The organism is Luteimonas sp. AC640a, from assembly GCF_979256585.1.
This window is the reverse complement of sequence record NZ_CEEDOV010000007.1, coordinates 774875-788996: the sequence shown is the minus strand read 5'-3', so window position 1 is coordinate 788996 and position 14122 is coordinate 774875. Positions and strand designations below refer to the sequence as shown.

At 67.4% G+C, this 14122-nt stretch carries 8 protein-coding genes; 6 read left to right on the top strand and 2 right to left on the bottom strand.

What is annotated here, in order from left to right; all coding sequences use genetic code 11:
* Positions 1 to 134 precede the first annotated feature (134 nt).
* Positions 135 to 2990, top strand: coding sequence for an EAL domain-containing protein (locus ACZ9YD_RS07830; protein WP_465074562.1), 2856 nt, complete (start codon positions 135 to 137; stop codon positions 2988 to 2990).
* A 59-nt stretch (positions 2991 to 3049) separates the two neighbouring features.
* A complete protein-coding gene (locus tag ACZ9YD_RS07825; protein WP_465074560.1) occupies positions 3050 to 3970 on the top strand; it encodes a M14 family metallopeptidase in 921 nt (306 codons plus the stop codon).
* A 422-nt stretch (positions 3971 to 4392) separates the two neighbouring features.
* Here ACZ9YD_RS07825 and ACZ9YD_RS07820 read toward each other — a convergent pair whose 3' ends face one another.
* Positions 4393 to 7188, bottom strand: a complete 2796-nt coding sequence (locus ACZ9YD_RS07820; RefSeq protein WP_465074559.1) for a TonB-dependent receptor — start codon at positions 7186 to 7188, stop codon at positions 4393 to 4395.
* A 203-nt stretch (positions 7189 to 7391) separates the two neighbouring features.
* On the opposite strand from ACZ9YD_RS07820, the gene ACZ9YD_RS07815 reads away from it, so the two are divergent.
* Both ACZ9YD_RS07815 and gloA2 read left to right on the top strand, forming a co-directional pair.
* Positions 7392 to 8294 carry a dienelactone hydrolase family protein gene (locus ACZ9YD_RS07815; protein ID WP_465074558.1) on the top strand — a complete coding sequence of 301 codons (903 nt, stop codon included), beginning with the start codon at positions 7392 to 7394 and terminating at the stop codon, positions 8292 to 8294.
* A 2-nt stretch (positions 8295 to 8296) separates the two neighbouring features.
* Positions 8297 to 8692, top strand: a complete 396-nt coding sequence (gene gloA2, locus ACZ9YD_RS07810) for an SMU1112c/YaeR family gloxylase I-like metalloprotein (RefSeq protein WP_465074557.1) — start codon at positions 8297 to 8299, stop codon at positions 8690 to 8692.
* Between the two features lie 33 nt (positions 8693 to 8725).
* Here gloA2 and ACZ9YD_RS07805 read toward each other — a convergent pair whose 3' ends face one another.
* Positions 8726 to 9688 (bottom strand): glutathione S-transferase family protein, encoded by a 963-nt coding sequence (locus ACZ9YD_RS07805; protein WP_465074555.1) that lies wholly within the window; start codon positions 9686 to 9688, stop codon positions 8726 to 8728.
* Positions 9689 to 9951: 263 nt separating this feature from the next.
* Here ACZ9YD_RS07805 and ACZ9YD_RS07800 point away from each other — a divergent pair, with 263 nt between their 5' ends.
* On the top strand, positions 9952 to 13071 hold the full coding sequence (locus ACZ9YD_RS07800) for a discoidin domain-containing protein (protein ID WP_465074554.1): 3120 nt from the start codon (positions 9952 to 9954) through the stop codon (positions 13069 to 13071).
* An 84-nt stretch (positions 13072 to 13155) separates the two neighbouring features.
* Positions 13156 to 14115: a glutaminase gene (locus ACZ9YD_RS07795; RefSeq protein WP_465074553.1), complete on the top strand. Its 960-nt coding sequence runs from the start codon at positions 13156 to 13158 to the stop codon at positions 14113 to 14115.
* Positions 14116 to 14122: the final 7 nt, after the last annotated feature.

The window sequence follows — 14122 nt, the reverse complement described above, 5'->3', positions numbered from 1 at the left end:
CGGACTGGAAGCGCGGGCGTGGCGTACGCGTGCATGGATGGGTGAACGTCCGGATGTCGCCGATGGGGTCGGACGCACGGGGTCGGTGTGAGGATTTGGTTATGCTCGCCTCGGAAACACCCAGGCAAGACCACGTGTCCGATCGTCAGTCCCCGGATCCGCCATACCAGCCGCCACCTGGCGCGGCTGCACGCGCGTGGGACATTCTCGCCACTGCGCCAGGCGGTCTGCCGGTGGCGATTGCCTGGCATTGCCCCGATGGCAGCCGCGGCGCGGTGCATGCGCGAGCCGCATCGGCAGCATTGGCGGACGCCGCGACGGCAGCACTCGATGACGATGCGGTCAACGATGCAGCTGTGCGCCTGCATCGATCGGAACGTGGCGGCGCGCGTGTCGCGGTTGCAATAAAGGCGGGGCAGGGTGATGCGGTGTGCGCGGCCTGGATGCGTCTGGCGGCCAACAGCCTGTTCGCCGCGCTCGGTGCGTTGGCCACCGAACGCATCGTCGCGACATTGCGACGCTCCGAACGGCTGCAGCAGGCGCTGTACGAAATCGCCGACCTGGCGGGCTCATCACTGGAGATGAGTGATGTGCTGGCGCGCATCCATGGCGTCGTCGGCGGACTGATGACAGCCGAGAATTTCTACATCGTCCTCTACGACGACCTTAGCGAGACGCTGCGCTTCCTTTACTTCGTCGATGCGCTCGATCCCTGGGTCGCCGACCCCGAGCAGGAGCTGCATGTCGACGACATGCCCAACAGTCTGACCATCGCGCTGCTGCGCGGAGGCCAGCCGATGCTCGGTCCGTCAGCGCAGCTGCGACGTGCCCATGGCGTCGACGACGGCAATCTGCTGCACGGACCCGACAGCGCGGACTGGCTGGGCGTGCCATTGCGGCGCGATGGCCGCGTCTGCGGCGCGATCGTCGTCCAGAGCTATGACCGGCCCGATCGATACAGCCAGGACGACCGGGCGCTGCTCGAATTCGTGGCCCAGCACATCCTCACCGCGCTCGACCGCAAGCAGGCGCATGCGGAACTGGAGCGCCGCGTCGATTCACGCACCCAGGAATTGCAGGAGGCCAACTTCGGTTTGCAGGCGCAGATCGCCGAACGCGCACGTGCCGAGCGGCTGCAGCGGGCGCTGTACCGGATCAGCGAACTGTCGGTGGCCGCCGGTAGCGTCGAACGCTTCTATGCGGACCTGCACGCGATCGTCGGCGAGCTGCTGTACGCGCGGAACTTCTATATCGCGATGCTGAGTCAGGACGGACAGCGCCTCGAGTTCCCGTATTCCGTCGACGAACGCGATGTGGCGCGGCGTCCGCGCGAACGCGCCAACGGTCTCACCGAATATGTCATCGACACTGGTGAGCCTCTGCTCGCGCGGCGCGAGAGCATCGTGCTGCTGGAGGCCAGCGGCGAGCTGCGGAGCCGCGGCACCCACGCGCAGTGCTGGCTGGGCGTGCCGTTGAGTCGCGATGGCCGGCCGGTCGGCGCGATCGCAGTGCAGAGTTACGACCCGCAGATCAGCTTCGCGCACAGCGACCAGGCGCTGCTGACCTTCGTTGCACATCACATCGACAGCGCGCTGGAGCGCAAGCGCGCGCAGGAAGCGCTGAAGGCAGCACACACCGAACTCGAATTCCGCGTCGACGCACGCACCCGTGAACTCGAAGAAGCCAATCGTGAACTGCGTGCGCAGATCGGCGAACGCGTACGTGCGCAACAGCGGCTTGTGCATCAGGCGCGTCACGATCCGCTGACCGGCCTGCCGAACCGCGTGCAGTTGCTCGAACGCCTGAATGCCGCGCTGGCCTCGTCGGAGAGCCGGCAGGAGCCATTCGCCGTGCTGTTCCTTGATCTCGATCGCTTCAAATTGGTCAACGACAGCGTCGGCCACGCGGCGGGCGACGCGATGCTGGTCGAGATCGCGCAGCGTATTTCCGCACTGCTCGGTCCGCAGGACATGGCCGCGCGCCTGGGCGGCGACGAGTTCGCGCTGGTGCTGGGCGGCGTCGACGACGCTTGCGTCGCCGACACGATGGCCGCCGCGCTGCTGGCGACGCTGTCGCGGCCGATGTGGGTGGCGGGGCGCGAGCTGTATCCCTCGGGCAGCATCGGCATCGCGATGTCGCATGCGGGCGCCGATGGCGACGGCCTGCTGCGCGACGCGGACGCGGCGATGTATCGCGCCAAGGCCTGCGGCCGGGACCGCAGCGAACGTTTCGACGAAGCGATGCGTGCCGAGGCGACGCGTCTGCTCGATCTGGAAGCGGATCTGCGCCGGGCGATCCTGCAGGATGCGTTCGAGCCGTTCTTCCAGCCGATCGTAAGGCTGTCCGACGGTGCGGTGATCGGCCACGAGGCGCTGCTGCGCTGGCGCCACGAACTGCACGGCATCCTGCCTCCAGCTGACTTCATCGGCGTGGGCGAGGACAGCGGGCTGATCGAACAGGTCGACTGGCTGATGTACCGCAAGGTCGTCGGTGTGATGGCGAACTCGAACTGCCCGGGTTACGTGTCGATCAATGTCTCGCCGCGGCATTTCCGCTCCGATGATTTCGTCGAACGTCTGTTGGCCCTGCTCGAAAGTGCGGGCGCGGATCCGTCGCGCCTGCGCATCGAGATCACCGAGGTCGCATTGCTCGACGACGCTCCACGAGCGCTGCGCATGCTCAGTCAGCTGCGCGAACGGGGTGTGCTTGTGCTGCTGGATGATTTCGGGACCGGCTTCTCAGCGCTGTCCTACCTGCACCGGTTTCCGATCCACGCGCTGAAGATCGACCAGAGTTTCGTGCAGGGGCTCGGCAGCGATCTGCATGCCGAAAGCCTCGCCCTGGTCCGCGCGATCCTCGCGCTCGCCGGCACGCTCGGCATCGACACGATCGCCGAAGGCGTCGAGACACAGGCGCAACGCGACATGCTCGACGAACTCGGATGCCAGTACGCGCAGGGCTATCTGTACGGGCGACCCGAGCCGCTCTGAGCCTGGGGTTCGGGTGCGATGCTAGAGTGCCGGCGATTTTTCCCGCACCGGAGCACGCCATGCAGCAGACCGCTTTCTATCCGATCGGCACCCCCGGCCAACCCTGGGGCGACACCGAGCGCGCGGCGTGGCGGGCCCGTCAGGTGCGGCAGCGCAGCCACGCGGACGATGTCGTGACACGCGTGGATGCGCTGCGCGATCGCTTCGACATCGAGACCTACGACACACTCGATGCAGGCGGCCGACGCTATCCGCTGCTCGCGATCCGCAGCCGCGACTGGAACCCCGATCTGCCGATCTGCGTGGTCACCGGTGGCGTGCACGGCTACGAGACGAGCGGCGTCGAGGGCGCGCTCGAGTTCGTCGAGCAGTCCGCCGCGCACTACGCTGGCCGGATCAATCTGCTGGTCGTGCCCTGCGTCAGTCCGTGGGGCTACGAGCACATCCAGCGCTGGAACATCGACGCGATCGATCCCAACCGTTCGTTCCGCGCAGGCAGTGCGGCGAAAGAGTCGGCCGCGCTGGTCGCGCTGCTCGCGCCGTTGCACGATCAGGTGCTGGTGCACGTGGACCTGCACGAGACCACCGACACCGACGAATCCGAGTTCCGGCCCGCACTTGCCGCGCGCGACGGTCTGCCGTTCGAGCCGGGCGGCATTCCCGATGGGTTCTACTTGGTCGACGACAGCGTGCGCCCGCAGCCCGCATTCCAGAAGGCCGTCATCGCTGCGGTGGAGCGGGTGACGCACATCGCGCCGGCCGACGCCGACGGCGAGATGATCGGCTCACCCGTCGTCGCGCATGGCGTGATCGAGTACCCGGTCAAAGAACTCGGCCTGTGCGCCGGCATCACCGGCGCGCGTTACGTGACCACGACCGAGGTCTATCCCGACAGTCCGCGTACCACACCGGCGGAATGCAACGCTGCGCAGGTGGTCTCGATCGTCTCCGCACTGGATTACGCGATGGCGCATCGCTGAGCGACCTAGTGGTCGGACGGTGTCAGCCCGTTTGATTCCGGGGATTTCGAAGGCGGTATCGGGCAGGCGGGACCAAGTCGCCCAGTCTCGAAAGCAGCCCGTGATCTGAAGCCCTCCCCCGCATGGCGGGGGAGGGTTGGGTTGGGGGCGAACGTTCACATCGTGTCGATCCGCCGATTCAAAAATCCACGCGGCACGCATCCCGTTCGTACCGCAATCCGGCGGTTCGCCCCATCCCAACCTTCCCCCGTGTACGGGGGAAGGGGCAGATTTCTATGCGGCTCGGTTTGGCTGATCCTCGACGTCTCTCAGAGCAACCTGAATTTCGCGAACAAGAGCCGGATCTGCTTCAACGACGTCGCTAAGAAAAGAAAGGGCCACCGCAAGCGGTGGCCCTTTCCGTGTTGCCCGTGCAGCCGGAGTCAGAAATCCGCGCGCAGTCCCAGCGAGATGCGGCGGCCCGACAGTTCGTACATCGTCGGGAACGACGGATCCATGGTGTAGCCGGTCGTCGCCTCGTCGGTCATGTTGATGCCCTTGAGGCTCAGCTTGAGGTTGTCGGCCAGGCGCAGGCCGATGGAGACGTCGAGCTGGCCGTAACCGTCGCGGTAGATCGGATACATGTTGTAGCCGATCGATTCCACGTACTCGCTCTTGTGGTTGTAGGACACGCGCGCATCGAAGCGCGCGTTCTCGTAGTACGCGGTGAGGTTCCAGGTCTTCTCGGCCAGGCCGGGCATCGGCGTCTGGATGCCGAGATCGGATTCACCGGCCAGCGAGCTGTCGAGCATCGTGTAGTTGGCATTGATGCCGAAACCTTCCAGCGCCGGATGCAGCATGGTCAGCGGCAGCTGCGCGATCAGCTCGATGCCGTCGACCTCGTAGGCACCCGCCGCATTGACTGGCTGGTAGACGTCGAAATCGAAGATGCCGTTGAGCGTGCCGTTGGCGTTGTAGACCGGTACGTCCTCGACCACGCCGGTCAGCGCGTTGATCACCACGCCGTCGATCTTCTTGCGGAAGTAGGACGCGGCAAGCAGGCCGCCGTTGTCGAGGTACTGCTCCAGGCCCACTTCCCACTGGTCGGCATAGGTCGGCTTGAGCGCCGGGTTGCCGTCGGTGAAGCGGTACGAACTCCAGCTCGCCGTGCGCTTGTAGGCGATGTCGGTCATCGCCGGGCGGATCAGCGTTTGCGACGCAGCGGCGCGCAGCAGCAGGCCGTCGCGCAGCTCGGCGGTGATGTTGAGACTGGGCAGCACGTCGCTGTAGTCGCCGTCCATCGACACGGGCGTGTCGGTATAGCCGGTGCTGCCGTCCGGGTTCTGCACCGGGTGATAGCCGAACGAGGTCACCGAGGTGTCGACGTAGCGCACGCCGGCGTTGATGTCGACCGGCACGCGGCCGAGATCGAAGGCCACGTCCGCCATCGCGTAGAGCGCGGTCGCCTGTTCGTCGACGCGGTAGTACTGGCTGTCATCGAACGGCGTCGAGAAGCCGGCATAGCGGAAGGTGTCGCGCGCATAGTCGTTGCCGATCATCTGCCAGTCGAGATCGCGCGCGGTGTAGGCGCCGCCCGGGACGATGTCGCCGATCGGCTGCAGCTGGCTGTCGGCCAGGGTGCGCGTGTTGACCCAGCTGTTGTCGCCGGCTGACGGTCCGCCAATCTTGGCCTCGCCGTACTCGCGTTCCTTGGACTTGTCGGTGTGCCGCGCGCCGAACTGCACGCCGCGCAGCGCCGGCAGGAATGCGAGATCCAGCGTCTTGCCGACGTTGACCTGCGCGGCGTACTTGTCGTCGTTGATCTGCTCGAGCGTGGTCTCGTAGGCCTCGAACAGGTAGCGCTCGGGCGAGTCGTACATGTCGAAGCCGTTCGACGACGCGCTCGGGATCGTTTCACCGCTCGGCCCGTTCCAGCGCGTGCGCGACGGCGCGTAGGCGACGTGCTTGAGGTTCGCGTAGTCCAGCGACTTCTTCGCGCCCGAATAGCCGAGCAGGGCTTCGATGGTCCAGGTGTCGCCGCGCCAGTCGAGCGCCGCGCTGTACTGGCGGAAATCGGTTTCGTTACGGCGTTCCTTGCTCAGGAACTCGTGCTGCGTTGCGGTGTAGGACACGTCGCGCAACACCAGGATGCCGTGCTCGGCCAGCGTGGTCTCGTCGTACTCGTGAATGGTTTCGAGCGTGCTGCGGCTGGACGCGGAATACGCGGCCGCATCGTATTCGTCTTCGTTGGAATCGTAGCCGCCGACCAGCGCGTCGAAGGTCAGGCTGAAGTCATTGCTGGGCTTGAACTGCAGCGAGGCGGTCGCGCCCCACTTGTCCTGCTCGTTGAGAAACACCCGGTCGCCCACCTTGTCCTGGAACACGATCAGGTTCGATTCGGCGGTGTCGGTGCGGTCGCCGATCTGCCGGCCGGTATCACGCTCGATCACGGCTTCGGCCTGCGATCCGCGCACGCCCGACGCGCCGAGGAAGCGCGACATCGGACGGAAATTGATGCCCGAGGTCGCGTCGGTGCGGTTCGTGCGCTTGGCCTTGGAGAACGAGACCAGCGCGCCCCAGTCGCCCCAGGTGTCGGATGCGAGGAAGGAGATCTTCGGATCGGTCTCTTCGGAGATCGAGTTGTGCGCGCCTTCGACCGAGCCGACCAGCTGACGCGTGCTGTAGTCGAACGGGCGCGCGGTGGAGATCTTCACCGAGCCGGCGATGCCGCCTTCCTCGTCGGCGGCCGTCGGCGACTTCTGCACGGTGACCTGCTGGATGATCTCGGACGCGAAGATGTCGAACTCCACCTCACGGCCGCCGCTGCCCGACGCGGTGGCGAGATTGTTGATCGACACGTGCGTGTAGTCGGACGGCAGGCCGCGCACGTTGACGCGCGAGCCCAGGCCCTTGTTGCGTTCGATGGTGACGCCGGGCATGCGCTGCAGCGCTTCGGCGAGATTCTGTTCGGGGAAATCGGCCACATCGGTGGCGACGATCGAATCGGAGAAGCCCACGTTGTCGCGCTTCAGATCGACAGCCTGTTCGAGGCTGCGACTGTAGCTGCCGGTGACCGAGACGGCGTCCAATGCCTGGATGTCGTCGGCTGCCGGCGCGTCCTGCGCGAGGGCGAGCGTCGGCATGGCGACCATGCCGCCGACGAGAAGGAAATGGATGCTGCGGCTCAGGCAGCGCGGGCGTGGCCCGGACGCGCGGCGCGCCGGGTGGTAGGACTTCATGCCAGGTGTTCCCCTTGGAGACGGATGGACGCGCACGCCGTGCGCTTGCACGCGACGCGATGGGCCGACGTGCGACCGGGGCCGGAGGCTAACGACGATGTATTGAAGTTTTGTTGCGGTGCAGCGCGGTGTTGCGGAGGCCGCACGCCGGACGTCACGCGCGGCGATTACCATCGAGGCCCGATCCGCCCCAGGAGCACGTCATGACCAAGCCGCCGAAGCAGACCGCACGCGATTTCGATCCCGATGTCCTCGCGTTGTTCGACGATTACGTGCACGGCGCGATCGATCGCCGCGGCTTCCTGACGCGCGCGGGCCGCATCGCGGGCGCCGCGGGCGCGGTGGGGCTGCTGGCCGCGCTGAGCCCGCAGTTCGCGAGTGCGCAGCAGATCGCGCCGGACGACGCCCGCCTGCAGACGCGCCACGTGGAATTCGATTCGCCCAAGGGCAATGGCCGCGGCCGCGGCTATCTCGCGCAGCCGGCCGACGCGAGCGGTCCGTTGCCGATGGTGCTGGTGGTGCACGAGAACCGCGGCCTCAATCCGCATATCGAGGACGTCGCGCGGCGCATCGCGCTCGAGGGCTACATCGCGTTCGCGCCGGATGCGCTGTTCCCGAAGGGCGGTTACCCGGGCGAGGAAGACGCCGCGCGTGCGTTGTTCGCCACGCTGGACCAGGACACGGCACGGCAGGATTTCGTCGCCGCTGCGGGCTGGCTGCAGACCATCGAAGGCGGCAACGGTCATCTCGGCGTTGTTGGCTTCTGTTACGGCGGTGGCATGGCCAACTGGCTGGCGACGCAGCTGCCGACGCTGCGCGCTGCGGTGCCGTTCTACGGACCTGCGGCGCCGCTGGAGGACGTGCCGAAGATCAACGCGGAACTGCTGGTGGTGCTGGCGTCCAACGATGCCCGCGTCAACGCGCAGTGGCCGGACTACGAAGCCGCGTTGAAGGCGGCCGGCAAGACGTTCGCGCTGTACCAGCCGGCGGATACCGAGCACGGCTTCAACAACGACACCACACCGCGTTACGACGAAGCGGCTGCCAGGGACGCCTGGTCGAAGATGCTGGCGCTGTTCGCACGCACGCTGAAAGTCCCGGCCTGACGATGCTGCGCGGCCTCCACCATGTCGCGGTGATCTGCGGCGACTACGCAGTATCGAAGGTGTTCTATGTCGAGACGCTCGGTCTGCGGGTGCTGGCCGAGCATTTCCGCGAGGAACGGCAGTCGTGGAAGCTCGATCTCGCCCTGCCGGAGGGCGGGCAGATCGAGCTGTTTTCGTTCCCGGATGCACCGCCGCGACCGTCGCGGCCGGAAGCGCGCGGCCTGCGGCATCTCGCATTCGCCGTCGACGATATCGACGCGGCCTGCGCACGCTTGACCGCACGTGGCGTCGCGCTGGAGCCGGTGCGTGTCGATCCCTACACGGGGCAGCGCTTCGTGTTCTTCGCCGATCCCGACGGTCTGCCACTGGAACTCTACGAAGTCGTGCCTGCGGACTGAGCGCTCAACGGATACGCGCCAACCCGCGCCGATTCAAGCCGCGCCGGGAAACACCGGTTCCGGGCCGGCCGGCACGATGCCGGTCGGATTGATCTGGCGATGGCTCTGGTAGTAGTGGCGACGGATGTGATCGAAGTCCACCGTCGGCGCGACCGCGGGCTCGGCGTACAGCCGCTGGGTATAGGCCAACAGCGCGGGATAGTCCCGGAGCTGCCGCAGATTGCACTTGAAGTGCCCGTGGTAGACCGCGTCGAAGCGGAGCAGGGTGGTGAACAGCCGCCAGTCGGCCTCGGTCTGCACGTCGCCGCACAGCCAGGTCCGTCCCGACAGATGCGATTCCAGCCAGTCGAGCGTCTCGAACACACCGCGCACGGCGGCGTCGTACGCCGACTGGCTGGTGGCGAAGCCGGCCTTGTAGACGCCGTTGTTGAGGCCGTCGTAGATGCGCGCATTCACCGCATCGATCTCGCCGAGCAGCGCGTCGGGCGCATAGTCGCCGGGCGTCGCGCCGACGCCGTCGAAGGCACTGTTGAACATGCGGATGATGTCAGCCGATTCGTTGCTGACGATGGTCTCGCGCTGCGTGTCCCACAGCACCGGGACGGTGACGCGTCCGGTGTAGTGGGGATCGGCGCGCACGTAGAGTTGCCAGACGGTCTCGGCGCCGTACAGCGGATCGGCAATCACGCCCGGACCGCTGGCGAAGGTCCAGCCGTCGTGGGCCATCAGCCAGTGTGTGACCGACAGGCCGATCATCCCCTGCAGGCCTTTGAGCTCGCGGAATATCGCGGCGCGATGGGCCCAGGGACAGGCGCGCGCCACGTAGAGGTGATAGCGGCCGGGCTCGGCGGCGAATCCACCTTCGCCGGTCGGACCGGCCGCGCCGTCTGGCGTGATCCAGTTGCGGAAGGCCGAGTCGGGCCGTTGCAGCGTGCCGTCCTCGCTGACGAGCTTGTCGTCGTCGGATTCCCAGCGGCCTTCGATCAGCATGCCCATGCGTTCGGTGTCCTGTGCGGTCGCAGCGCGGTGCGCGGGGGTCCAAGCCTCGCCGATGCCGGGTCAAGGCCACGTCCCCGGCCGCGTGTTCAGCCGGGCGGGGGTCGAATTGCAAGCGTGCAAGCACTGGAATCGTGCGTGCTGGAAGGCGTGGCCAAGCCTGCGCCTGCCACGACTGAAAACGGCTACGCTCCCGGTCGCGACGGTCCACGTGCCGGCGTCGCGACCCTGGGGAGGGCGTGCGAAGACAGGGCAGGTGCGCGATGCAGAACCGGGTGCGATGGCTGTGTGGTGTGGTGTGTGCGCTGGTCGGCGCGTCGGCGTTCGCGCAGGACGGCGTGCCGCCGCGCGCGGCATGGACGGCGACGAGTTCATCGACGCAGGTGCAGGCCGAGGCGATCGATCACCTGATCGACGGTGATCCAGCCACGAAGACCGGCGGCGCGTTCAGTGCCGGCCACTGGTTCCAGGTGGATCTGGGCCGCCCGGCCGACATCGGCGGCGTGCGCATCCGCTGGGATCTCGCCAATCCGGAAGGCTTCGTGCTGCAGGCGGCCGAGCGCGAAGGTGACTGGCACGATGTGCATGTGCAGGCGGATTCGCTCGGCGGCGTCGAGACGCTGTTCTTCGCGCCGGTGCGTGCGCGCTGGCTGCGGCTGGCGGCGCTTCCGAGGACGTCTGACTGGGGTGTGTCGATCTTCGAGTTCGAACCGTTGCCGGTCGCCGAGGCACCGCGTATCGAAGGCCTTTCGGATCCGGACAACGCACGCGTCTGGCGCACGGGCGAGTCGCCTGTGCCGGTCGATCTGGACGGCGATGACGGCGTCGTCGCGCTGTCGTTCGCATCACCGCAGCCCACTGCAGGCCTGCGCGTCGAATGGGCCGGCACGCGCAGCGGCGCGACGCTGGAGGTCCGCGACGCCGCGGGCGACTGGCAGGTCGTGGCGCGCGATCCGTTCCCCGGCGAAGGCGGCATGTCGACGCTGGCGAGTCCGGTCGCGTTGGAGGCGCGCGAGCTGCGTCTTCGCGTGTCCGCCGGGGACGGTGCGCCGCCGGCCGTCGCGCGCCTGCGTCTGCTCGGGCCGAGCGAAGTGATGACACCGATGCGCGCCTACCAGGCCGCCGCCGCGCGCGGGACCGCGGCGCTGTTTCCGCCCTCGCTGCGCATGCAGCAGACCTACTGGACGGTCGTCGGCGTGCATGGCGGCCTGCAGAAATCGATCTTCGACGAGTGGGGCAATCTCGAAGCCTGGAAGGGCGCGCCCCTGGTGCAGGCGATCTGGCGCGACGCGCGCGGCGCAGCCAGCGCGGCAACCGGTACGCCGGTGCACACGCTGCGCGAGCGCTGGATGCCGATGCCGGCGGTCGACTGGACGGCGACACCGGACATCGCGGTGCGCAGCGAGACCTTCACCACCACGCTCGACGGTCAACCGGTCACGTTGCTGCGGCATCGCGTGACCAATCGCGGCGCGACTGCGATCGACGGCACGCTGTCGTTGCTGGTGCGACCGATGCAGATGAATCCGCCGTGGCAGAACGGGGGCCTGTCGCCGATACGCGATATCGCGATCGCAGCCGAATCGCTCGGTACCGCGGTCCGCGTCAACGACCGCACGCTGCTGACATCGCTGACCCCGCCGACGCACCAGGGCGCGGCGCCATTCGGCGAAGACGGCGCGAGCGAACTCACGCCGCATGCCGCAGCCGGCACCGCGCCCGATGCGCTGGCCGCGCACGACGATGCGGGCCTGGCCGCATCACTGCTCGGCTACCGCATGCGGCTCGCGCCCGGCGCCAGCGAATCGGTCGTCGTCGCGTTTCCGCTCGGCATCACGCGCACGGACCGCAACCACGCCCCGCTGCCGGAGGCGCCGGCGCTGGTGCCGGCCTCGCTGCAGGTCGCCGCGACGCCCGATGCGGGCTTCGATGCACTGGCCGCACACGTTGCCGACGACTGGCGCGCACGCTTCGGCGATGTGCACATTGCGTTGCCCGATGCCGACATGGTCGATGCGCTGCGCACGCAGGCGGCCTACATGCTGATCAACCGCACCGGCCAGGCGATGCAACCGGGCCCGCGCAACTACGACCGCTCCTTCATCCGCGATGGCGCGGCGACCGCCGCGGTGCTGCTGCGGATGGGGCAGGCCGACGTGGCACGTGATTTTTTGCGCTGGTACACCGACCACGCGGTGCGCGATTCGGGTCTGGTCTCGCCGATCATCAACGACGACGGCACACTCTTCACCGGCTACGGTTCGGATATCGAGTTCGACTCGCAGGGCCAGTACATCGCGCTGGTGGCCGATGTCGCGCGGCTCGACGGCGGCCCGGAGACCGTCCGCGACTACCTGCCGCAGGTGGCGTCGGCGATGCGTTTCCTGCAGACCTTGCGCGAACGCACCCTGGTGCCCGGATACATGGCGGGCTCGGCGGCGCCAGAGCGCTTCCGCGGGATCATCGCGCCGTCGATCAGCCACGAAGGCTATTCCAGTCCGACGCACAGTTACTGGGACGATTACTGGGCGCTCAAGGGCTGGCACGACGGCGCCTGGCTCGCCGAACAGCTGGGTGACGCCGAGACCGCCGCTTGGGCGCGCGTGCAGTACGACGCGCTGCGCGCCGACGTGGCCGCCTCGATTCGCGCGACGATGGCCTGGAGCGGCCAGGACACCGTGCCCGCTGCTGCCGATCTCGGTGGCAACGATCCCACCAGCGTCTCGATCGCGCTCGATCCCACAGGGCAGCAGGACCTGTTGCCCGCCGATGCGCTGCGCACCACGTTCGATCGCTATCTCGCCGACTTCCGCCGCAATGGCGCGCCCGATGCGCTGTATGCGTACTCCCCATACGAACTGCGTAACGTGCTGACCTTCGTCCATCTGGACCAGCCGGATGCCGCGTGGGACATGCTCTCGCGCATGCTCGACGACCGGCGCCCGCAGCCCTGGCATGTCTGGGGCGAGGTCGTGCATTCGCGGCTGCGGTTCCCGCGCTATCTCGGCGACATGCCGCACACCTGGATCGGCGCCGAATACGCGCGTGCGGTGTTCGGCATGCTGATGCGCGAGGACGACACGGTGCTGCAGTTGCTGCCCGGCACGCCGCTCGACTGGGTGCCGGGCGCGGGACTGCGACTCGATGCATTGCCGACCGCCTACGGGCCATTGACCCTGCAGGCGCGTGGCGATGCCGGGCGGCTCGAGGTCGAACTCGGCGACGGATTGCGTGCGGGCAGCACCGTGCATCTCGCGTGGCCACAGCGCACCCGGCCGCAGCGCGTGCACGTCGACGGCGTGGAGGCGCACGACTACGACGCGCAGGGCATTACCTTGCCGGCGTCGTTCCGCAGGCTCGAAGCGAGGTGGTCTGCGGACTGACGCCGCCGTGGCGTGACCGCACGGTCACGCCTGCGCCGCCATGCTGCGGAGCCGGCACATTTGCCGCTTCCCAGCCGAGGCATCATGCGCGAACCCCCGCAGAATCCGCACGATCTGAGCCGCCACGACATTCAGGACATCCTGAAGACGATCCATGCGGAGGTCCGCGAACGCTTCGATACGCAGAAGGGCAAGGTCGCCGACTACATTCCCGCGCTCGCGTCCGTGCCACGCGATACCTTCGGCATGGCGGTCGCGACGCTCGACGGCGATGTCTACACGGTAGGCGAGGCGCACGCGCCGTTCTCGATCCAGAGCATGTCCAAGGTGCACACGCTGACCCTGGCGCTCGACAAGGCCGGCGACGATATCTGGAAGCGTGTCGGCCGCGAACCGTCGGGCGATCCGTTCAATTCGCTGATCCAGCTCGAGCACGAGGCCGGCATTCCGCGCAATCCCTTCATCAACGCCGGCGCGATCGTCGTTGCCGACGTGATCCTGTCGCACTACGACGATCCCGAAGCCGCGTTGCTGCAGTTCATGCGCGAACGCTCCGGCAACGCGGACATCGGCCGCGATGACGAGATCTGGGAATCGGAGCGCAAGAGCGGCTATCGCAATGTGGCGCTGGCCAACTTCATCCGCAGCTTCGGCAACATCAAGAACGACGTGCAGGCGGTGCTGGATTTCTATTACTTCCAATGCGCATTGAAGATGAACTGCATCGACCTCGCGCGCAGCCTGCAGTTTCTCGCCGACCGCGGGACATGCCCGTCGTCGGGCAAGCAGGTGACCAGCATCGAGCGCGCCAAGCGCATCAACGCGGTGATGATGACCTGTGGCACCTACGATGCGGCGGGCGAGTTCGCGTTCCATGTCGGCTTGCCGGCCAAGAGCGGCGTCGGCGGCGGGATCGTCGCGGTGGTGCCGCACGTGCTGAGCCTGTGCGTCTGGTCGCCCGCACTCGACGAAAAAGGTAACTCACTGCTCGGTGGTTATGCCTTGCATCGCTTCACGCGGATGACCGGTCTGTCGGTGTTCTAGAACCGGG